Source organism: Bacillus sp. FSL W7-1582 (assembly GCF_038593325.1).
In the GTDB taxonomy this organism is placed as follows: Bacteria; Bacillota; Bacilli; order Bacillales; family Bacillaceae; genus Bacillus; species Bacillus altitudinis.
This window is the reverse complement of the sequence record NZ_CP151987.1, coordinates 2,115,136-2,136,173: the sequence shown is the minus strand read 5'-3', so window position 1 is coordinate 2,136,173 and position 21,038 is coordinate 2,115,136. Positions and strand designations below refer to the sequence as shown.

The following is a 21,038-nucleotide window of genomic DNA, read 5'->3' as shown; positions in this document are numbered from 1 at the left end:
ACGTGGGAGCACAGTTTTCAGAAGCGGCGGCATATATTAAACAAGCATCGACATATGTACCAACAGTTGGATTGATTTTAGGTTCAGGTCTTGGCATTTTAGCCGATGAGATTGAAAATCCAATCAAATTGAAATATGAAGATATTCCTGGATTCCCTGTTTCAACAGTAGAAGGGCATGCAGGCCAGCTCGTCATTGGAACGCTGAAAGGCACGGTCGTTTGTGCTATGCAAGGACGTTTCCATTACTATGAAGGGTATGATATGAAGCAGGTGACATTTCCTGTCCGTGTGATGAAAGAAATCGGCATTGAAACATGTATTGTGACAAATGCAGCGGGCGGTGTGAATACATCCTTCCATCCTGGCGATCTCATGCTGATTACAGATCATATCAATATGATGGGAACCAATCCGTTAATTGGACCAAACGACAGTCAAGGGGTTCGTTTCCCTGATATGTCTGCACCGTATGATAAAGATTTGCTGGCACTTGCAGAGAAAACGGCTAAACATTTAGGCATATCTGTGCAGCAAGGGGTTTATGCAGGAATGACAGGGCCTTCATATGAAACACCGGCAGAGGTTCGTTTCCTCAGAACGCTTGGCGCTGATGCAGTCGGTATGTCGACTGTGCCAGAAGTGATTGTGGCACGTCATGCAGGCATAAAAGTACTTGGTATTTCATGCATCTCTAATGCGGCTTCAGGTATTTTAGATCAGCCGCTTTCTCATGATGAAGTGATCGAAGTGACGGAAAAAGTGAAAGCAAGTTTCCTTGATTTAGTGAAAGATGTTGTCAAACAACTCTCATAGATCGTGTGAAAAAGCCTTCTGTTCATGAAACAGAGGGCTTTTTTTTATGGCAATCAAACGATCTCTGAATAAAACAGCCTTTATGAGGAAAAAATAGAAAGGATTACGATAATGGAGGTCTGCCACTTGAAACGTCATATATGTGCATTGTTTACTTTAATGATCCTTATCTCAATGGTTACACCATCAGCGATGGCAAAAGAAAAGATTGAAAAGCCAGGAGAAAAACAAACATCAGAATTGGCGCATGAAGCCAAATCAGCGATTTTAATGGAACGTGACACGGGAAAAGTGCTTTACAACAAAAACAGTGATGAAAAGCTTGCCCCTGCAAGTATGACCAAAATCATGACGATGCTTCTCATCATGGAAGCGATGGATCAAGGAAAATTAAAAATGACTGATAAAGTAAGAACGAGCGATCATGCAGCATCTATGGGAGGCTCACAAATTTTCCTTGAACCGGGAGAAGAAATGACGGTTAAAGACATGCTAAAAGGCATTGCGATTGCGTCAGGAAACGATGCTTCAGTTGCCATGGCAGAACATATTGCTGGATCTGAAGAACAGTTTGTTGAGCAAATGAACAAAAAGGCAAAAGAGCTAGGGCTCACCTCAACGGTCTTTCAAAATCCAACAGGACTTCCTGAAAAAGATCATTACAGCACGGCTCATGATATGGCAAAAATGGCAAAAGAGCTGTTGAAATATGAAGAGATCACCAAGTTCACAGGTGTATACGAAGACTATCTTCGTCAGAACACGGATAAAAAATTCTGGCTTGTGAATACAAACCGTCTCATTAAATTTTATCCAGGTGTGGATGGGGTGAAAACAGGGTTTACAGGCGAGGCGAAATACTGTCTAACTGCATCCGCTAAAAAAGGGAACATGCGCGTCATTGCTGTTGTATTCGGCGCTAGTACACCAAAAGACAGAAATGCCCAAGTCGTCAAAATGCTGGATTACGCCTTTAGTCAATATACAACGCATCCTCTGTACAAGCGTGGTCAAGATGTAGCAGAGATCAAAGTGAGCAAAGGGAAAAAGAAAAAAATTCAGCTTGTCACGTCTGAACCGATTTCTCTTCTAACGAAAAAAGGCGAAAATGTCGATCAGATCAAAAAAGAAATTAAATTAACTCAAGATGTCACAGCCCCATTTTCAAAAGGAACGAAACTTGGCACCATCATCTTGAAAAAAGATGGAAAAGTGCTTCATGAAAGTCCTGTTGAAGCCAAAGAAGATATGGAAAAAGCCGGTGTTTGGACGTTCTTCAAACGGGCTATGGCCGAATTTGTTAAATGGAAGTAAAAGGTAAAAGACTGCTGAAACTGGCAGTCTTTTTTGCTATGAACGAAAAGAACATCTAAATGTGACGAATGATCACTAGTTTTGTCATGGTGAAGGATTTGCATGTGAAGAAAGAGAAACATTCTTTATCCGAAAATAGAGCAAGGAGGAAGAAAAGATGAGCCTTGGTATTGATTTTCAAATAAAAGAGAGCGTACTTTGCATTCGGTTGACAGGGGAGCTTGATCATCACTCCGCAGAGACATTGAGACAAAAGGTGACGAATTATTTGGAAACAGAGGACATTCGCCACATCGTGCTGAATTTAGCTGATTTATCGTTTATGGACAGCTCTGGGCTCGGAGTGATTTTAGGAAGATACAAAGAAATTAAACAGCTTGGCGGTGAAATGGTCGTCTGTGCGATCTCGCCGGCGGTGAACCGTTTATTTGATATGTCCGGCTTGTTTAAAATTATTCGTATGGAGCCTTCAGAGCAAACTGCGCTGCAAACATTGGGGGTGGCATCATGACAAATGAAATGAATCTGACTTTTTCTGCTTTAAGTCAAAACGAATCCTTTGCGAGAGTAACGGTGGCAGCATTCATCGCTCAGCTCGATCCAACATTAGATGAGCTAACAGAAATCAAAACAGTCGTATCAGAGGCGGTCACGAACTCGATCATTCACGGGTATGACGGGAATCCAGACGGCAAGGTGCACATTAGCGTCACACTGGATGACCATATTGTGTATCTGACGATTCGAGACGAAGGCATGGGCATTTCAGATCTTGAGGAAGCAAGGCAGCCGCTTTTTACGACGAAACCAGATTTAGAGCGTTCCGGGATGGGTTTTACGATCATGGAGAACTTTATGGATGATGTCATGGTGGACTCATCTCCAGAAATGGGCACAACGATCCGCTTAACAAAGCATCTATCAAAAAGCAAAGCGCTTTGTAATTAAGGAGCTGCTCATATGGATGTGGAGGTAAAAAAGCAAGCAAAAAAAGCACAGCTGTCTAATGATGAAGTGAAACAGCTCATCAAAAAAAGCCAAGACGGAGATCAACAAGCAAGAGACCTCCTCGTAGAAAAAAACATGCGTCTTGTTTGGTCCGTTGTTCAGCGCTTTTTAAATAGAGGATATGAACCAGATGATCTGTTCCAAATAGGCTGTATTGGCCTGCTGAAATCTGTTGATAAATTTGATTTGTCTTATGATGTGAAGTTTTCGACCTATGCCGTTCCAATGATCATTGGTGAAATTCAGCGTTTCATTCGTGATGATGGAACCGTCAAAGTCAGCAGGTCCTTAAAGGAACTTGGAAATAAAATTAGGCGGGCAAGGGACGAATTGTCTAAATCTCATGGACGAATGCCGACTGTTCAGGAAATCGCTGAATATCTGGACATCACACCTGAGGATGTTGTCCTCGCTCAAGAAGCGGTCCGCTCACCATCATCTATTCATGAAACCGTGTATGAAAATGACGGCGATCCGATTACGTTGCTCGATCAAATTGCCGATCATTCAGAAGAAAGATGGTTTGATAAAATTGCGCTGAAAGAGGCGATTAAAGAATTAGAAGAGCGCGAGAAACTGATTGTCTATTTAAGGTATTATAAAGACCAAACACAATCAGAAGTAGCAGAAAGACTCGGAATTTCCCAAGTGCAAGTCTCACGGCTTGAAAAGAAGATTTTAAAACAAATCCAAATGCAAATGGATCAAAAAGACAGCTAGCCAATTCGGCTGGCTTTTTTTGTGTGGTAATTACCGGTAAATCAAGTTCTTTCAGTATGAGAACCATTTTTCACCACATACTATTTTTAACCCATCGTATAGGAAGTGACTTGGATGGACGGACAAATCTTTATTCGGCTGCGCCATCGGATTAAGACTGGTAATGATCAGCTTATTTATTTAGAGGATATTGCCCAAATCACTGGAGATGACAGTGCTGTGCAAAAGTTGAGCAAAATGCCGATATACCATGTCAGCAAAAAGGATCGTCACATCGTTGTGTTAGATATCATGCATGTGGTCAAAACGATCAAAAAAGCGTGGCCTGACATCGACATTCAAACGGTCGGAGGCTCAGAAGCCATTGTTGAAATAGACACAGGCAAACGCCAGCTGTCCCCCGTATTATTCGTGTTTGTATGGCTCCTCTTATTTGTCGGAGCGGCCCTTGCCATCATGAATTTCCATGAGGATGTTAGTATGCGGCTTGTGCATATCCGCCTTTACGAGATGATTACTGGAAACACGGTTGAGCATCCTTATTTATTACAAATTCCATATAGCTTTGGACTCGGTTTGGGCATGATTTTATTTTTCAATCATGTGTTTAAAAAGCGTTTAAACGAAGAGCCAAGTCCGCTTGAAGTGGAAATGTTTAAATATCAGCTCGATCTTGATCATTATGTCGCACTCAATGAAAACAAAGAAACATTGAAAGATATCCATGATCGGTAAATGGCTTTTTGTGGTGCTTGTTGGGCTCGGCGGCGGTTTAACGGTAGGGGCAGGATTTGTGGCGTTTCTCACAGTGCTTGGTATTATCCCTCGATTAATGCAATTAACGAAAACGCAGCGTTTCATTCAAGGATATGAGGCTGCCGTGATAAGTGGAGCGGTCGTTGGCGGCTGGGCTACTTTAAGTCAAGTCCATTTGCATTTATCCAAATGGCTAGCGCTTCCGATCGGTCTTTTATCTGGCATTTTTGTTGGCATGCTTGCAGCCGCACTCACTGAAGTGTTAAATGTACTTCCTATCTTAACGAAAAGAATTGGAATGGACGGGAAAATTGTGCTGCTGCTCATGGCCATCGTCTTAGGGAAGGTGTTTGGCTCGCTATTTCATTGGCTTATTTATATTTAAAAATGTGGAGGGAACAACACGTGTCAAGTTTAAAAGAGAACTATCCATCTAAAGTGAAAACGTATCAGCCGAAACCTCCTTATGTACTGAACTGCATCAAGGCTTTTCTTGTCGGCGGTTTGATTTGTGCGATAGGCGAGGGATTGCAAAATTTCTATATTACTTTTTTTGATTTTAATGAGAAGACAGCAGGGAATCCAACGGTGGCGACCCTTATTTTAATTTCTGCTATTTTAACTGGTATTGGTATTTACGATAAAATCGGCCAGTTTGCTGGAGCGGGATCAGCTGTCCCGGTGACAGGATTTGCAAATAGCATGACAAGTGCGGCTCTTGAGCATAAAAGTGAAGGGCTTGTGTTAGGTGTAGCGACCAACATGTTTAAACTGGCTGGGAACGTCATTGTGTTTGGTGTCGTCTCGGCATATGTCGTAGGGATTATTCGATACGTCTTGGAAAAGATGTTTTCGTAGGAGGAATAAAACGTGAAACTAACAGGTAAGCAATCTTGGGTATTTGAACACAAGCTTTATGTGAATGCGGAAGGAACAGCTGCAGGACCGAAAGAAAAAGAAGGCCCAATCGGTCATCTCATTGATAAAACCTATGATGAAATGCACTGTTATCAAAAGAACTGGGAAATGGCTGAAAGGCAGCTCATGGATGATGCCATATCAATGGCCTTATCAAAAGCGAATTTGCAAAAAAGTGATATTGACCTTCTGCTGGCAGGAGATTTACTGAACCAAAACGTGACTGCCAACTATGTGGCAAGAGAACTCAAAATCCCGTTTCTTTGTTTATTTGGTGCCTGCTCCACATCAATGGAATCAGTCGCGATTGCCTCAGCGCTAGTAGATGGTGGCTTTGCCAATAGAGCACTTGCTGCGACAAGCAGTCACAATGCGACGGCAGAGCGGCAATTTCGTAATCCAACAGAATATGGCGGGCAAAAACCCGATACAGCCACAAGTACAGTGACAGGGAGCGGTGCTGTCGTCATCAGCCAAGAACCTTCCCAAATTCAAATTACAAGTGCCACCGTCGGACGGGTGATGGATCTTGGGATTACAGATCCATTTGATATGGGTTCGGCTATGGCGCCTGCAGCGGCAGACACAATCAAACAACATTTAGAAGACTTAGGAAGAACAGTAGATGATTATGATCTCATCCTAACAGGAGATCTATCTGGAATTGGATCGCCTATTTTAAAGGATCTTCTGAAAGAAGATGGCATTCAGCTTGGACGGAAGCATGATGATTGCGGATTAATCATATACACACCTGATCAAAATGTATTCGCTGGAGGCAGCGGCTGTGCCTGCTCAGCTGTCGTGACATTCAGTCACATCTTTCAAGAAATGAAAGCAGGGAATTTACAAAGAGTATTGGTTGTAGCAACAGGGGCGCTTCTCAGCCCAATGATGGTTCAGCAAAAAGAGACCATTCCAACCATTGCGCACGGAGTTGTATTTGAGCGTGCAGGAGGAGAAAGCTAATGGATTATTTGATTGCTTTTGTTGCAGGCGGACTGATTTGCGTGATCGGCCAGCTTTTACTTGATGTACTGAAACTCACACCAGCACATGTCATGACGACCTTTGTTGTGGCGGGGACGATTTTAGACGGGTTTGGTATTTATGATAAATTTATTGAATTTGCAGGAGCGGGTGCTACCGTCCCTATCGTAAGCTTTGGTCATAGCTTGCTTCATGGGGCGATGCATCAGGCTGATGTCCACGGATTTATTGGAATCGGAATTGGGATTTTTGAGTTAACCTCTGCTGGAATATCAGCTGCAATTTTATTTTCATTTATCATTGCACTTATCTTTAAACCGAAAGGATAACCTAATATGGGGCAAAGACGCAAAGTCATTTTAGTGACAGACGGAGATATATATGCTGCCAAAACGATTGAGCTCGTCGCAAAGAAAGTCGGCGGAAGATGTATTTCCAGCTCAAAAGGGAATCCGAGCAAACGAACAGGACCAGAACTGGTCCAGATGATTTTAAAAACGCCGTATGACCCAGTGTTTGTCATGTTTGATGATTCTGGCTTAACAGGTGAAGGAACAGGGGAGACGGCTATGAAGCACGTAGCACGTCACCCTGAAATTGAAGTGATTGGCGCCATTGCAGTGGCATCTAAAACCCATCAAGCGGAATGGACAAAGGTACATGTCTCCATTGACCGGGAAGGTGAACTGACAGAATACGGCGTTGACAAACATGGACTTCCAGAAATGGAACCACACAAAATGAGTGGAGATACAGTGTATTGTCTCGATTCACTACAGCTTCCGATTGTTGTCGGCATTGGAGATATTGGCAAGATGGGACGGAAAGATGATCTAAGCAAAGGGTCCCCCATTACAATGAAGGCAGTCGAATTAATTTTAGAAAGGAGCGGTTTCCATGAAGAAAGACAAGGTGCACGTGTACCGAGATCCGAAGAAAAATGAAGATTTTTTCAAAGACAATGTCGGGATGGGTCTCAGCTTTGACCTTGGCGTTCGGAAAATTTATGTCCATGATCAGGAAATCCAGCTTTACTATGTAAATGGATTATGTGATACACAATATGTGATCTATTTATTAAAAGAACTGATTGAAATCAATGACAACGAACCTGAATCAGATGATCTTGCACGTGTGGTAGAAAACCGTCTTGTCAATCAGCAAGTCTCAAAAGTTGAAACGCTTGATGAAGCTGTGGATCAAGTGTTGTCTGGACTTGTGGCAGTCGTTGTCGAAGGTGAAAATTACGCATTTATTATTGACGTCAGGAGCTACCCTGGCAGAATGCCGGAGGAACCGGATACAGAAAAGGTTGTCAGAGGTGCAAGAGACGGCTTTGTTGAAAACATCATTGTGAACACAGCACTCATTCGCAGAAGAGTGCGGGATGAAAAATTGCGATACAAAATGCTTAAAGTAGGCGAGCGCTCTAAAGCAGACGTCTGTGTTTGTTATATTGAAGACATAGCTGACCCTGATCTTGTTGATATTATCGAAAAAGAAGTGTCTGGGATTAAAGTTGACGGACTGACGATGTCTGATAAAACAATAGAAGAATTTATCATTAAGCAAGGATATAATCCCTTCCCGCTTGTGCGATACACCGAGCGCCCAGATGTAGCCGCTAACCATATATTAGAAGGGCATGTCATCATCATTACGGATACATCTCCTAGTGTCATCATTACACCAACCACTATTTTTCATCACGTTCAACATGCTGAAGAATACCGCCAGGCGCCAGCAGTTGGGACTTTTTTAAGATGGGTGCGTTTTTTAGGCATCTTATGTTCTACTTTTCTTTTGCCGATCTGGTTTCTTTTTATTCTAGAACCGAATCTTCTGCCAGACAATCTAAGCTATATTGGATTTAACAAACCTTCTCATATCCCTGTCATTCTCCAAGTATTCCTTGCTGATTTTGGGGTGGAATTTTTACGAATGGCGGCGATTCATACGCCGACCGCCTTGTCGACTGCCATGGGCTTGATTGCGGCCGTTTTAATTGGACAAATTGCAATTGATGTCGGTTTATTTACACCAGAGGTCATATTATACGTCTCGCTAGCAGCCATCGGCACATTCACCACTCCAAGTTATGAACTGAGTGTCGCTAATAAAATCATCCGGCTGATCATATTAGCACTAGTAGCGATCTTTAAGCTGAATGGATTGATCATCGGTTTTACGCTGTTACTTATTTATTTAACATCCATTCGTTCCTTACAGACGCCTTATATGTGGCCGTTCATTCCTTTTAATGGAAAGGCCTTGTGGCAAGTGCTCATTCGGACGTCTGTTCCTGGCTCAAAAGTAAGGCCAAGCATCGTTCACCCTCAGAACAGATCAAAAATTCCGCCAAATTCTTAACGCTCGTTGAAAGTGGCTGAAGATTGTGATATTGTATTTTTAACTTTGAGAAACGGCAAAAGGCAGCTTGTGCAGCTGTCTTTTTTCAGCCGAGGCGGAGAAAGAGGGAATGACATTGTATTTACACGGCACTTGCAGACAAAATGAACTCGGACATTTAGAAATTGGTGGTGTTGATGCCGTTTCTTTAGCTGAAACGTATGGGACACCACTTTATGTATATGATGTGGCTTTAATACGGGAGCGTGCAAAAAGCTTTCAGAAAGCATTTATTGAAGAAGAACTAAAAGCTCAGGTGGCATATGCGAGTAAGGCGTTTTCTTCTATTGCCATGTTCCAGCTGGCAAAAGAAGAAGGCTTATCACTTGATGTCGTTTCAGGCGGGGAGCTGCACACAGCCATTTGTGCCGGGTTTCCAGTAGAAAAAATTCATTTCCATGGTAACAACAAAAGCAGAGAAGAATTAAAGATGGCATTAGCGCATGGAATCGGCTGTATTGTTGTTGATAATTTCTATGAAATCAACCTCATTGAACAGCTTGGGCAAGAGCTGTCAAAACAGGTGAAAGTACTCCTCCGCATCACGCCGGGCGTTGAAGCACATACGCATGACTACATTACAACAGGTCAAGAAGATTCAAAATTCGGTTTTGATCTTCATAATGGACAAGCAGACGAAGCAGTCAAACAAGTGCTTAAATCAGAAGTGATCGAGCTCTTAGGTGTTCATTGTCATATCGGCTCACAAATTTTTGATACAGCTGGTTTTGTCCTTGCGGCAGATAAAATTTTCTTGAAGCTAGATGAATGGAGAGAATCATTTGGCTTTATTTCCACAGTGCTGAACTTAGGCGGAGGCTTTGGCATCCGTTATACAGAAGAGGACGAACCACTTCCAGCAACTGAATACGTGGAGAAAATTATTCAAGCGGTGAAAGAAAATGTAGCCCGCTATGAATTTGAGATGCCTGAAATTTGGATTGAGCCAGGCCGTTCCCTTGTTGGAGATGCAGGAACCACTCTTTATACGATCGGCTCATCCAAACATGTACCTGGCATTCGCGATTATGTAGCCATTGACGGCGGAATGAGTGATAACATTCGACCTGCTTTATATCAAGCAAAATATGAAGCAGTGAGCGCCAATAAAATGAGCCAAACGCATGATCAAACGGTGTCCATTGCAGGGAAATGCTGCGAGAGTGGAGATATGCTCATTTGGGATATTGATTTGCCAGAGTTATCACAGGGAGACTTATTAGCTGTCTTTTGTACAGGAGCTTATGGCTACAGCATGTCAAACAACTATAACCGCATCCCGCGCCCGGCTGTAGTATTTGTAGAAGATGGGGAAGCGCAGCTTGTCGTTGAGCGTGAGACATATGAGGACATTGTCAAATTGGATTTACCTTATCAATCAAAAGTGAAATCATCGACTTAAAAAAAGCTGCCTGATCATCAGGCAGCTTTTTCTATGACATTTATTTTCCACCAGTAAATACAGAGACGATCGCATTCCAAATGGAGACAAAGAAATCCCAAATCTTCTGTAGAAGGTTTTTCCCTTCATCTGATTCTATGAATTTTGTAATCTTGTCTTTTGCTTTATCAATTTGAGATCCGACTTGTTTCCAATCGATATTGATATTTTTCATTTTATCGAAGAGAGAGACAAGTTGATCTTTTTGGTCTTGCGTTAGATTTAAGTTCAAATCAGAAGCGGCTTGATCTACTTTTTCTTCCACTTCTTTTGTTGTTTTAGGAACTCCATTTTTGGCAATGTCATCTTTGATTTTTGCAATCAGGGCAGAAGCATTGTCTTTTCCAATAGAGTCTCCCAGTTTAGATGTTGTTACAAGCTCTTCGTTTGCCACCTGTTTCACATCTTCAGGAATGGCTTTGTCGCTTGACACTTCATAGGCTTTTAATAGACCTGTCAGTGCTGCTGTACCAGATACTTCAAACGGCGCCGTCACGACAACCTTTGCATCTTTCACGCCTGCGGTCATTAAAGCATTTAAATACATCTCATCTGTAATGGTCTTAATGTTATGTGTATCCACGGTCAGACCCGTACCTGATTTTTCAATGGTGATGGATGAAGATGATAATGCTCTCGTCCCGATAGAAGAACGAGGGATATACTTTCCTAAATATTCGTGCTCTTCTTTATTGGTTACTTCAATTTTTGTCGCATTTTCAGGTGGATTCAACTCGTCAAGCACCTTCTGGCGATCAGCCGGTGTTAAGTCTTGCCCGAGTGTGACGATGACATCGCCGACAGCTGCATCCGCTAAGCTGACTTTAGGCGCACCAATCAGTAAAAGGAGCGCTGCCATCATACCAAGCATTGTTTTTTTAAACATGTTGACCTCCTTCAAGTCGAAAACGTTTCTCGATGGTGAGAAACTCATCTTTTGAGTACATGATTTGAATCGTACTCCATCATATAGACGTAACAAATCAGTCTGACGTTTCAATTTTCTTTTAAAGATGTTTGAAACCTCCAATATGATGAAGTGATTTGCTCAGTCTGTGATCATTTCCTTAGGAGAAAAGGATCAAGCTCTTTTATTTTATCAATGATGGCAAAAGAGGTAAATCACATTAGGTAAGCAGGGGATGTTTAACATCACCGAAAATGTGCTATAATGAGCGTTGTTTAACCTGAAAGGAGAATGTGAAAAATGGCGAAAAAAGGATACATACAATTAACGAATGGAAAGAAAATTGAGTTTGAACTTTACCCAGAGGCTGCTCCAGGTACAGTAGCAAACTTTGAAAAATTAGCGAATGAAGGCTTCTACGACGGATTGAAATTCCACCGCGTGATCCCAGGGTTCGTAAGCCAAGGCGGCGATCCAAACGGTAATGGAACTGGAGGACCTGGTTACACAATTAAATGTGAAACAGAAGGAAACCCTCATCAGCACGAGAGAGGTTCATTATCAATGGCACACGCTGGTAAAGACACTGGCGGCAGCCAATTCTTTATCGTACATGACCCACAGCCTCACTTAAACGGTGTTCACACTGTTTTTGGCAAAGTAACATCTGGTATCGAAGCTGTTCTTGATATGGAACAAGGACAAGGCATGGAAAAAGTCGAAGTGATCGATGCTTAATCCAAAACACCGCTTAATTGCGGTGTTTTTTTATTTTACATCTGATGTTCCTGTGATCTGTGCCGTGAAGCGGTAGGTGATCATCCAATATAAAAGGGCTAAGGCGCTGATAGAGGCTCCAAATAGACATACCCCATTCCAGCCAGCGTTTGCGTATATGTTAGTTGATACAATAGAACCGAGCGCACTGCCGAGGGAATAAAAAATCATATAAGCAGCAGTCAGCCGGCTTCTCGCCTCAGGCCGGACCATGAAAATCATACTTTGATTGGTCACATGAACGGCCTGCACAGATAGGTCAAGAATGACGATACCAACGATTAATAAAATGAGGGAATATTCAGTGAAAAAAATAAAACACCATGAAAAGAGTAATAGGACAAGGGCGATGCACGTTGTTAACTGTCCTAAGCCTCGATCAGCAAGGCTTCCAGCTCGAGCGGCACCTAATGCTCCGGCAACTCCAGCAAGGCCAAATGCACCAATCGCAGTATGTGACAGATTGTATGGCGTAGTGCTGAGAGGCAGCACAAGTGAAGTCCACAGCGTGCCAAACACAACAAAGATCAGAAAACCCAGTACGCCACGAATACGTAGAATCCGTTCTTGTCTGAACAATATAAACATTGAAGCGAGCAAGTTCACATAGGATATGGAGACTCTCTTGTTGTCAGCACGAGGAAGATACCGGTACAACACGCCAGTGATGATCAGCATCATCACGCCGGAAACGAGATAGACTGATCTCCAGCCGGCGAGATCGGTTAGTACACCAGCAAACGTTCGTGCGAGAAGAATACCAATCACAATTCCACTTTGAACCAAGCCCACTATGCGGCCACGTTCTTCAGGAGCGGCCCATGTCGCTGCGAATGCTACGAGTACCTGAGTGACTACAGCAAGCAGTCCCACCGCAGCTAGTCCTATGAACAGGACGGTGGCGGTAGGGGCGATACCGACTAGAACGAGAGATAACACGGATACTAGCATTTGAGCTACAATGAGCCGCCGTTGGTTGAACAGATCACCAAGTGGTACGATCAGTAGCAGTCCTAGCGCATAACAAAGCTGAGTAATCGTAATGACCATACCAACGGATGAATAGCTGATACCAAACTCGGATGCGAGGGAGTCTAATAATGGCTGTGCAAAGTATATGTTTGCAACTGCCATCCCGGAGGCTGTCGAAAACAGTAGAGCCATATTGCGAGTCATCGTTGATCGGGTGGTTATTTGTAAATGAGTCGTTTCCAGATCAGAATGTTCAACGGCATTCATTTTTTCTTTTTTCATGCATGTCATCAGCTCCTTTTGTACTAAAAAATATAATATACTGATCGGTATAAAATGATTCCTGTTAAGGATAACCAGATAAACGTTTTAAAGTCAAGGTGATGTAGTGAAGATCTTGAGAGAGGCAGTCAATTTGACAATGATATGTCAATAAAATAAAATGATAATGTACCGATAAGTAAAAAATATCCTTATAAGAAATAGATGATTGATCTAGTGAAGAGATTTTTATGATAGAAATGAGGGTTGATGATGGTTCGACAACGGGAATTTGATGAGGAAAAAGCGTTAGATGAGGCTTTGTTGCTTTTTTGGGAGAAAGGGTACAGAGCCACTACATTAAGCGACTTAACTGCAAAAATGGGAATACAGCGGCCGAGCTTATACTCAGCGTTCGGTGATAAAGAGGAATTGTTTGAAGCGGCATTACGCAAATATACAACTCAGCATGCTGCCCACATTCGAACAAAACTTCAAAACAATCTATCTGTAAAGGAAGCATTTCATACATTATTTGCTGAATTAGTAGAAGAGGAATATGGACATGGGCCGAGTAAAGGGTGCTTCTGCATCAATACAATAGTCGAGCTTGCCCCCCACGAAGAGAAATTTGAAATTCTCACAAGAGAGCATCAGATGTATCTTTCGGTCATTTTTGAAGAAAAAATTGTACAAGGTATTCGCTCGGGTGAGCTCGAAAGCAGTCTGAATGCCAAAGCCTTAGCACAGGCACTGGTTGTTTCTTTTATTGGACTTACAGTTCTCATGAAATCTCGCCCTGAGCGTTCATTTGTAGATCATTCTGTAGCGACGATACTATCCATATTGAAATAAATAGTCTATATAAAGAAAGCGTATTTTGATCAATTGATTAAAACACGCTTTTTCTTTTAGGGTGTGATGGACACGTTTTTGTGATATGATAAGAGAACAAACATTCGTATTCGTGAGTGTCACCATATGTAGCTCTAAAAATAAGTGAAAGTGCACATCTAAAAAGCGTGTGATCATGCTGAAAGAAAGCAGGAGATACTTTGAAACCATTAACAAAAGAAGAAAAAAACCAGATGATGATTGCCATTCAGCGTTACTTTGCCGAAGAACGAGAAGAGGAGATTGGTGAATTAGCAGCCATCAATATATTAGAATTTATCACAAAACATCTTGGAAGCTACTATTATAATCAAGGGGTTCGTGACAGCCGAAATATCGCTGTTCAAAGATCTCAATTGTTAGAGGAAGATCTATTCGCATTAGAGAAAAGAATATAATCAAAAAGCTCGTCTATCTTATTCAACCTGCTAACAGATAAAGAGGAAAAAAGACCCCCTTAATAAAGAACGCATATTCGTATCATATGTAATGATGAAAAGGTGGAACCAAAAGTCCATTTGAATCGTTATATAAGTAACCATTAATGAAAATCAGCTTTTTTGGTTTTATTTCATCAAAAGAAGGAATAGAACATACAAATAGGCGAAGTGCAGATGATGGAGGTTCTAAATATGGGGAAAATCAAATTAAAAATCGCAATCTTATTTGTTTTACTGCTTTGTTTAGGCGCAGGTTATTTATACATGAATGGCATGAAAATTGAAGATGTGCCAACAGCCATTGGCGAAAGTTTAACGAATAATGATAAAGATTACACAATCTATGAATATACCATTACAAAAATTGATGGTGATGAGTATTACGGTCAAGCCAAAAATGGCACGAAAATCATTTTTAACGGAAAGAAATTTGAAGATGATGTGGCCGATCTGAAAAAAGGCGATCGTATTAAAGCATACTTTAGTAATGAAAAAAGAATAGACGGTCTTATAAAAGTAGTAAAAGTCGTCAATTAACAAGTCTCCTTTCCTATAGGGAGGCTCTTTTTATGAACAGATGAATAAATCTTGATTGTTGCATTTGACCACAAGGATCGCTATAATAGCCCCTAAGGACAGCTAAATATCGATTGTATCCTTCGGGGCAGGGTGAAAATCCCGACCGACGGTAATAAAGCAAATGCTTTACAGCCCGTGACCCGTTAATTTATTAACGGTTGATTCAGTGAGAAGCTGAAGCCGACAGTGAAAGTCTGGATGGGAGAAGGATAACGAGAGCTATGTATGAACAAAAAATATGTGTTGATCATAGTTTTATTTCTAATGCAAAAAAACCACAGCCCCGGAATTTTTCCGGGGCTTTCTGTATGTCAATATAGTCATCACATGCAGTGTTTATTAGGTGATCCCTCATCTTGTATGGACCATAAAAAGCGACGAAGGTGTTCAATCGATCACATGTCCCAAACATCGCTTTTTCATAAAGTGAGAAATACAAAAGAAAGAGAAAGGGAGGATCACATGTTTACGGGGATTATTGAAGAAGTGGGTACAGTCAAGTCATTGAGCAAAAGATCCGCAGATGCCATGGAAATCATCATCAAGTGCAGTCGTGTACTAGAAGATGTTCACCTAGGCGATAGTATCGCCATCAATGGCGTTTGTCTCACTGTCACAAGCTTCACAAAAGAACAGTTTGCGGCAGATGTGATGCCTGAGACGGTCAAAGCGACATCACTTGATCAGCTTGCGCCAGGTAGCCAAGTGAATTTAGAGCGAGCGATGTCATCAAATGGACGATTCGGCGGTCATTTTGTTTCAGGCCATGTCGATGGAACGGCTGTGATTACCCGTGTAGAAAAGAAGAGTAATGCCATTTACTATGATTTGAAAATGGACAAGACCCTCACAGATATGCTCACAAAAAAGGGATCGATCGCAATAGACGGCGTCAGCTTGACTATTTTCGATTTGCGAGATGCTCATGTGACAGTTTCTATCATTCCACATACGCTTGAAGGAACTATTTTCCCGACTAAATCTATGGGGGATGTAGTAAATATTGAATGTGACATGATCGGTAAATACATTTATCGCTTTTTAACAAAAGAGCAAAATGAAAAGCAGCCATCACGATTAACCCCATCATTTTTAAAAGAGCACGGATTCTAGGAGGCGATTGTATGTATCATTCAGTTGATGAGGCAGTAAATGCCCTGAAACGAGGAGAAATCATTATCGTAGTAGATGATGAAGACAGAGAAAATGAAGGAGACTTTGTGGCACTTGCTGAGCATGCAACGCCGGAAGTCATTAACTTCATGGCTTTACATGGAAGAGGTCTTATTTGCACACCAGTTCATGCCTCGATTGCGAAACACTTGGATCTGCATCCCATGGTCGAGCGAAATACGGATGCACATCATACAGCATTTACAGTGAGCATCGACCATACGTCAACGACAACTGGTATAAGTGCTTTTGAGCGCTCAACGACCATTTTGGCCATGTTAAATAAAGAGTCAAAACCAGAAGATTTTGCCCGCCCAGGTCATGTTTTCCCTCTTATTGCGAAAGAGGGAGGCGTAGTAGAAAGACCAGGTCATACAGAAGCGGCTGTTGATCTTGCTAAACTTGCGGGTTCAGTGCCAGCGGGTGTCATATGTGAAATTATGAATGCAGATGGAACCATGGCCCGCGTACCCGAACTACAAAAAATTCAAAAAGAACACGATTTAAAGATGCTGACGATTGAAGCATTGCAGGCATATATAAACAAGCAAACAACGACAATGAAAACAAAATAAAAATCACAAAAAAGGATGATGAACATATGAATACAATACAAGGGAATGTAGTAGCAGAAGGATTAAAGTTTGGAATCGTCGTCGCTAGATTTAATGATTTTATTACAAGTAAATTGCTAGATGGAGCAGAAGATACATTGCTTAGACACGGAGCAAACGGTGACGATATTGATGTCGTGTGGGTGCCGGGGGCTTTTGAAATTCCGTATATGGCAAAAAAACTAGCAGAAACAAAAAAATATGATGCAGTCATTACACTTGGAACCGTGATTCGCGGGGCAACATCACATTACGATTATGTTTGTAATGAAGCGGCTAAAGGAATCGCACAAAGTGCCATCTCAACAGGGGTGCCGATTATCTTTGGTGTACTGACAACAGAATCTATTGAACAAGCCATTGAAAGAGCCGGTACAAAGGCTGGAAATAAAGGCAGTGAATCGGCTGCAGCTGCTATTGAAATGGCCAACCTAAATCGAACGTTTCGTTAATTTGATGAAAAAGAGTTTAAAAACAACCTAAAAGTGTTTATAATGTGTGATGAGCAAGTGATTCATAAGACATTTGCTGGAAAATAGGATAATTTTAATATTGAGGGGTATATATGTTAATTCGTTACAAGAGGTCTTTTGAAAAAATTGCCATGGGACTCCTGTCCTTTATGCCGGGTGAGAAAGACGTCAAACAGCTTCAGCAGACGATAAAGTCGTATGAAATGGATGAAGATCGGCAGCTGTTCCTTTGGAAAGATGGTGAGGATATCGTCGGTGCGATTGGTGTGCTGAAAACAGACGACCAAGTACAAATCGAACATATTAGTGTCAATCCGTCCCATCGTGACCAAGGCATCGGCAAGGAAATGGTATTAGCCGTGGAAGAAGTATTCAAAACGAAAACGCTCATTCCAAATGAATTAACGCAAGGCTTTTTTCATAAGTGTCACAGTGAAACAAACTAAATATCACACATGTAAAAGCAGAGGTTATATGTCTCTGCTTTAGATTGTTGACAAAGGGCTAAAATGAACTTGATTTTAGCCATTTGTCTTCTTTTCAGCGTGATAGAAAACCTTTGCAGCCCTAGGAAGGACGAGTACTGGAGCGGAGCGAATTCGATATTCGTGAGCACCGGCACGCAGGACTGACACCGAATGCGAGGGTTTGTCTACACGCTGAAGCAGAGGTTATATGCCTCTGCTTTTTTTACGTTCCATCTGCTTTTCACGTTCAAGCAATACGTCCGTTCGATCACGCAGTCTATGCTTTTCAATTAAGAATGTATGGGATAAGTTGCTCTCCTGTCCGAAGGTTAAGCCTTCTTTTTGGGCCATCTCTTGGCATAAAGAAAGAAGCGTTTCATCTCGGATTGGCAGCATCACACTTTCGTAGGGCATGTCTTCATCGATTTTCTTTTTCAGTGTTCTCAGCAGCAAAAGAAATGCCTCTTCATCAAGACCTAATTCTGTTAGTATGTTCCGGTCCGAATCTAATATATGAAGGCTGTTTGAAATCAGCCGTTTTGCTCCTTTTCCATTCCCTCGTCTTTGATGATACAAAGCAACAGCAAGCTGAATGAGACCCACCCAGTACTTTTTGCGCTGATGAGGAGGATCTTCTTTCCAAAGTTCTTCAAGAATTTCATGACACTCAAAATAATCTCTTGTCGTATGAAATTCATGTAAAAAAGCCACGTACGCTTTAGGATACACAGCGGTCAACTCCTTTTCCACTATCAGTCTAACATACCGAAAAGAAAAGAAGAAAGAGCGCCCCTTTATGAAAGGACGCTCTGTTTCTTTAATAAACCCAAGCCGCGCCAACGATGATCAGCAAGATGAACAGCACAACAATAAGCGCAAATCCTCCGCCGAAGTAATAACCATCTCCCATAATGTTACGGCCTCCTTTTTCATCAGTTCTGATTACAATGGTATTCTATGTATAAATGCCCTCATTGGTATGGGCGAATCCACTGTTTTTCTTTTTTTGCCTGCTGCCTCATGGTCGAAATTATATTGGACGAGAGCTTTATCGTGTCTTATACTAAAGGTTAGCCGATGAAAACGGTACTTAGAAGACAGTAGAAATGGTGAGAAAAGAATGCTGGAATATCAGGTGAAAATAGATTCGTTTGAGGGTCCTTTGGACTTGCTTTTACATTTAATTAACCGTTTGGAAATTGATATTTATGATATTCCCGTCGCTAAAATTACGGAGCAGTATTTATTATATGTCCACACGATGAGGGAGCTTGAACTGGATGTTGCAAGTGAGTATTTGGTGATGGCTGCAACTCTCCTCAGCATTAAAAGCAGAATGCTTCTCCCAAAACAAGAGGAAGAGCTGTTTGATGAAGACCTGATGGAAGAAGAAGAGGACCCTCGTGATGAGCTGATTGGCAAATTAATTGAATACCGCAAGTATAAAAATGCAGCGCAAGAACTGAAGGAACGTGAAGAAGAGCGGCAAAACGCCTTCACAAAACCACCAAGTGATTTAAGTGAATTTGCAAAAGAAGCAGAAGCGAAGGACACAAACTTACACGTCACGGTGTATGATATGTTAGGTGCGTTCCAAAAGGTATTGAACCGCAAAAAAATAACAAAACCAGCACCATCAAAGATTACAAGACAAGAAATCCCAATTGAAGACAAAATGAATGAGATTATGAACCATTTAAGAAAAACAAAAAAGCGGACCAATTTCATGACTTTATTTCAACATGATCAAAAGGAACACCTTGTCGTGACGTTTCTTGCTGTTCTCGAATTGATGAAAAGCCATCAAATCATGCTGGAGCAGGAAGGAAACTTTGAAGATATTTATATCATAGGGAGTGAAACGATTCATGACGCTTGATATCGTGAATTGGAAAGCCATCTTAGAAGCGCTGCTATATGCAGCAGGTGACGAAGGCTTAACAAGAAAACAGCTCATGTCTGTTCTTGAAGTTGATGAGGCAGCGTTGCTTGATATTATGTCTGCCGTAAAGGAAGAATATCAAAAACAAGAACGAGGGATTGAGCTTATTGAATATGCAGATTCATATATGCTGCTGACGAAAAAAGAATACAGCGTATATTTAAAAAAATTAGTAGAGACACCATCGAAAGGTTTGTCACAGGCAGCGCTAGAAGTGCTCGCCATTGTCTCGTATAAACAACCGATTACACGCAGCGAAGTCGAGGAGATCAGAGGCGTTAAATCAGAACGAGTGCTGCATAGTTTAGTGGCCAAAGCACTGCTCTGTGAAGTAGGACGTGCCGATGGACCGGGACGAGCGATCCTTTATGGGACAACACCTACCTTTTTAGAGCAATTTGGTTTAAAAGCCTTAGATGAATTACCGCCACTTCCAGAGAATGTGGAAGCAGATGGGGTGCAAGAAGAGGCTGATCTCTTTTTTGAAAACTTCAATCAAACATTTGAAGAGATAAAATAGTTCAAAATAAGGAAAAATGTATGATAAAATATAAAAAAGATTTTAGGTCTAAAATCTTTATTTGAAAGATAAAATGGTGACAAAGCCATGAGGGGAAGGTAAACACGAAACAAATGGCACATATGAATGTAAAGGCTCAAGTTGATCAAGCAGGCGTTTTTTTATCAAAGGTTGCAGTTGAAGTGAATGATTTTCTGAACGAAGCTACCTTATCAAGCTTGAAACGATTAAACCCGGAAGCGGAAGCCTATTATTGTGACATATTAAGTACATTGCGGAAGCTTGCAGTTTATAGCGAGGATGCCGCGGCGGTTTGTAGGAAAATCAGGCAGCAACAGACATTCCCGCAGCAAGCCGCACAGCAGACGCTTCATCGTATTTATCATCAATGTATTGAAGAATTTTTTACACCAAAAAAGGATACATGGTATGAAGATAGCCGTTCAGCCTACACAGGAAAAAGCTGCATTGTTTTCCATCATGAAGTATCGGCTGAGGTCAAACGTTTGTTTTCTTCATTAGAAAAAGAGTTTTTAACGATGAGAGAAGAGCTGGAATATACAACATCTCATCAGCAAATGAAAATGGTATAAAGAAGAATGAAAAGCGACTCTAATCATCGAGTCGCTTTTTTTTATGGACGAGGCA

Annotated in this window: 28 protein-coding genes and 1 riboswitch; of the genes, 24 read left to right on the top strand and 4 right to left on the bottom strand. The window is 41.6% G+C overall.

Going from position 1 to position 21,038, the window contains the following annotated elements; genetic code table 11:
- Window positions 1-2 precede the first annotated feature (2 nt).
- The 13 genes from NSQ11_RS10930 to lysA all read left to right on the top strand — a co-directional run bounded on the left by NSQ11_RS10930 (window position 3) and on the right by lysA (window position 10,332).
- Complete coding sequence (locus NSQ11_RS10930) at window positions 3-815, top strand: purine-nucleoside phosphorylase (RefSeq protein ID WP_008344425.1); 813 nt, start codon at window positions 3-5, stop codon at window positions 813-815.
- Between the two features lie 111 nt (window positions 816-926).
- Window positions 927-2,129 (top strand): D-alanyl-D-alanine carboxypeptidase family protein, encoded by a 1,203-nt coding sequence (locus NSQ11_RS10925; RefSeq protein WP_125590488.1) that lies wholly within the window; start codon window positions 927-929, stop codon window positions 2,127-2,129.
- A 157-nt stretch (window positions 2,130-2,286) separates the two neighbouring features.
- Window positions 2,287-2,640: an anti-sigma F factor antagonist gene (gene spoIIAA / locus NSQ11_RS10920; RefSeq protein WP_008344431.1), complete on the top strand. Its 354-nt coding sequence runs from the start codon at window positions 2,287-2,289 to the stop codon at window positions 2,638-2,640.
- Window positions 2,637-3,077 (top strand): anti-sigma F factor, encoded by a 441-nt coding sequence (spoIIAB, locus tag NSQ11_RS10915; RefSeq protein ID WP_007501052.1) that lies wholly within the window; start codon window positions 2,637-2,639, stop codon window positions 3,075-3,077. Before spoIIAA ends, spoIIAB begins: the two co-directional genes overlap by 4 nt.
- A 12-nt stretch (window positions 3,078-3,089) precedes the next feature.
- Entirely contained in the window at window positions 3,090-3,857 is a 768-nt protein-coding gene (gene sigF / locus NSQ11_RS10910) for an RNA polymerase sporulation sigma factor SigF (protein ID WP_007501051.1), read from the top strand.
- 114 nt (window positions 3,858-3,971) lie between these two features.
- Window positions 3,972-4,592 (top strand): stage V sporulation protein AA, encoded by a 621-nt coding sequence (locus NSQ11_RS10905; protein WP_046343891.1) that lies wholly within the window; start codon window positions 3,972-3,974, stop codon window positions 4,590-4,592.
- On the top strand, window positions 4,582-4,998 hold the full coding sequence (locus NSQ11_RS10900; protein ID WP_007501049.1) for a stage V sporulation protein AB: 417 nt from the start codon (window positions 4,582-4,584) through the stop codon (window positions 4,996-4,998). Before NSQ11_RS10905 ends, NSQ11_RS10900 begins: the two co-directional genes overlap by 11 nt.
- A gap of 20 nt (window positions 4,999-5,018) precedes the next feature.
- On the top strand, window positions 5,019-5,471 hold the full coding sequence (gene spoVAC, locus NSQ11_RS10895; RefSeq protein ID WP_019743094.1) for a stage V sporulation protein AC: 453 nt from the start codon (window positions 5,019-5,021) through the stop codon (window positions 5,469-5,471).
- A gap of 12 nt (window positions 5,472-5,483) precedes the next feature.
- On the top strand, window positions 5,484-6,500 hold the full coding sequence (spoVAD, locus tag NSQ11_RS10890) for a stage V sporulation protein AD (protein ID WP_008344437.1): 1,017 nt from the start codon (window positions 5,484-5,486) through the stop codon (window positions 6,498-6,500).
- Window positions 6,500-6,850 (top strand): stage V sporulation protein AE, encoded by a 351-nt coding sequence (gene spoVAE, locus NSQ11_RS10885; protein WP_007501045.1) that lies wholly within the window; start codon window positions 6,500-6,502, stop codon window positions 6,848-6,850. Before spoVAD ends, spoVAE begins: the two co-directional genes overlap by 1 nt.
- Before the next feature lie 6 nt (window positions 6,851-6,856).
- Entirely contained in the window at window positions 6,857-7,465 is a 609-nt protein-coding gene (locus tag NSQ11_RS10880; protein ID WP_007501044.1) for a stage V sporulation protein AE, read from the top strand.
- A complete protein-coding gene (locus NSQ11_RS10875; protein WP_007501043.1) occupies window positions 7,419-8,891 on the top strand; it encodes a spore germination protein in 1,473 nt (490 codons plus the stop codon). The genes NSQ11_RS10880 and NSQ11_RS10875 overlap by 47 nt, the downstream gene beginning before the upstream one ends.
- 115 nt (window positions 8,892-9,006) lie before the next feature.
- Complete coding sequence (gene lysA / locus NSQ11_RS10870; protein ID WP_224559315.1) at window positions 9,007-10,332, top strand: diaminopimelate decarboxylase; 1,326 nt, start codon at window positions 9,007-9,009, stop codon at window positions 10,330-10,332.
- Window positions 10,333-10,372: 40 nt separating this feature from the next.
- Here lysA and NSQ11_RS10865 read toward each other — a convergent pair whose 3' ends face one another.
- Window positions 10,373-11,257, bottom strand: coding sequence for a DUF1002 domain-containing protein (locus NSQ11_RS10865; protein WP_008344446.1), 885 nt, complete (start codon window positions 11,255-11,257; stop codon window positions 10,373-10,375).
- A gap of 321 nt (window positions 11,258-11,578) precedes the next feature.
- On the opposite strand from NSQ11_RS10865, the gene NSQ11_RS10860 reads away from it, so the two are divergent.
- A complete protein-coding gene (locus NSQ11_RS10860; RefSeq protein WP_007501040.1) occupies window positions 11,579-12,016 on the top strand; it encodes a peptidylprolyl isomerase in 438 nt (145 codons plus the stop codon).
- Window positions 12,017-12,046: 30 nt separating this feature from the next.
- Here NSQ11_RS10860 and NSQ11_RS10855 read toward each other — a convergent pair whose 3' ends face one another.
- Entirely contained in the window at window positions 12,047-13,309 is a 1,263-nt protein-coding gene (locus NSQ11_RS10855) for an MFS transporter (protein WP_342501104.1), read from the bottom strand.
- 252 nt (window positions 13,310-13,561) lie between these two features.
- On the opposite strand from NSQ11_RS10855, the gene NSQ11_RS10850 reads away from it, so the two are divergent.
- From NSQ11_RS10850 to NSQ11_RS10820, 7 genes are all read left to right on the top strand, one after another.
- The gene (locus NSQ11_RS10850; protein WP_017359789.1) at window positions 13,562-14,143 is read left to right on the top strand and encodes a TetR/AcrR family transcriptional regulator; all 582 of its coding nucleotides are present in this window, start codon (window positions 13,562-13,564) and stop codon (window positions 14,141-14,143) included.
- 200 nt (window positions 14,144-14,343) lie between these two features.
- The gene (locus NSQ11_RS10845; RefSeq protein ID WP_017359788.1) at window positions 14,344-14,580 is read left to right on the top strand and encodes a DUF2164 domain-containing protein; all 237 of its coding nucleotides are present in this window, start codon (window positions 14,344-14,346) and stop codon (window positions 14,578-14,580) included.
- Window positions 14,581-14,814: 234 nt separating this feature from the next.
- The gene (locus NSQ11_RS10840; protein WP_008344451.1) at window positions 14,815-15,159 is read left to right on the top strand and encodes a hypothetical protein; all 345 of its coding nucleotides are present in this window, start codon (window positions 14,815-14,817) and stop codon (window positions 15,157-15,159) included.
- Window positions 15,160-15,273: 114 nt separating this feature from the next.
- Window positions 15,274-15,415: riboswitch (FMN riboswitch) on the top strand.
- A gap of 248 nt (window positions 15,416-15,663) precedes the next feature.
- Entirely contained in the window at window positions 15,664-16,314 is a 651-nt protein-coding gene (gene ribE / locus NSQ11_RS10835; RefSeq protein WP_048003386.1) for a riboflavin synthase, read from the top strand.
- An 11-nt stretch (window positions 16,315-16,325) separates the two neighbouring features.
- Window positions 16,326-16,949, top strand: a complete 624-nt coding sequence (gene ribB, locus NSQ11_RS10830; RefSeq protein WP_017359786.1) for a 3,4-dihydroxy-2-butanone-4-phosphate synthase — start codon at window positions 16,326-16,328, stop codon at window positions 16,947-16,949.
- Window positions 16,950-16,975: 26 nt separating this feature from the next.
- Window positions 16,976-17,440: a 6,7-dimethyl-8-ribityllumazine synthase gene (ribE, locus tag NSQ11_RS10825; protein ID WP_007501031.1), complete on the top strand. Its 465-nt coding sequence runs from the start codon at window positions 16,976-16,978 to the stop codon at window positions 17,438-17,440.
- A gap of 113 nt (window positions 17,441-17,553) precedes the next feature.
- Complete coding sequence (locus NSQ11_RS10820; RefSeq protein ID WP_008344455.1) at window positions 17,554-17,907, top strand: GNAT family N-acetyltransferase; 354 nt, start codon at window positions 17,554-17,556, stop codon at window positions 17,905-17,907.
- Window positions 17,908-18,132: 225 nt separating this feature from the next.
- On the opposite strand, the gene NSQ11_RS10815 is transcribed toward NSQ11_RS10820, so the two are convergent.
- Together NSQ11_RS10815 and NSQ11_RS10810 are read right to left on the bottom strand one after the other, a co-directional pair.
- Window positions 18,133-18,657 carry a DUF309 domain-containing protein gene (locus NSQ11_RS10815; RefSeq protein WP_060781159.1) on the bottom strand — a complete coding sequence of 175 codons (525 nt, stop codon included), beginning with the start codon at window positions 18,655-18,657 and terminating at the stop codon, window positions 18,133-18,135.
- A gap of 88 nt (window positions 18,658-18,745) precedes the next feature.
- On the bottom strand, window positions 18,746-18,838 hold the full coding sequence (locus NSQ11_RS10810) for a YjcZ family sporulation protein (protein ID WP_008359694.1): 93 nt from the start codon (window positions 18,836-18,838) through the stop codon (window positions 18,746-18,748).
- Window positions 18,839-19,048: 210 nt separating this feature from the next.
- On the opposite strand from NSQ11_RS10810, the gene NSQ11_RS10805 reads away from it, so the two are divergent.
- From NSQ11_RS10805 to NSQ11_RS10795, 3 genes are all read left to right on the top strand, one after another.
- The gene (locus tag NSQ11_RS10805; protein ID WP_007501021.1) at window positions 19,049-19,807 is read left to right on the top strand and encodes a segregation/condensation protein A; all 759 of its coding nucleotides are present in this window, start codon (window positions 19,049-19,051) and stop codon (window positions 19,805-19,807) included.
- A complete protein-coding gene (scpB, locus tag NSQ11_RS10800) occupies window positions 19,797-20,390 on the top strand; it encodes an SMC-Scp complex subunit ScpB (protein ID WP_008344462.1) in 594 nt (197 codons plus the stop codon). Before NSQ11_RS10805 ends, scpB begins: the two co-directional genes overlap by 11 nt.
- 113 nt (window positions 20,391-20,503) lie before the next feature.
- Window positions 20,504-20,983: a YpuI family protein gene (locus NSQ11_RS10795; protein ID WP_060781158.1), complete on the top strand. Its 480-nt coding sequence runs from the start codon at window positions 20,504-20,506 to the stop codon at window positions 20,981-20,983.
- Window positions 20,984-21,038 lie beyond the last annotated feature (55 nt).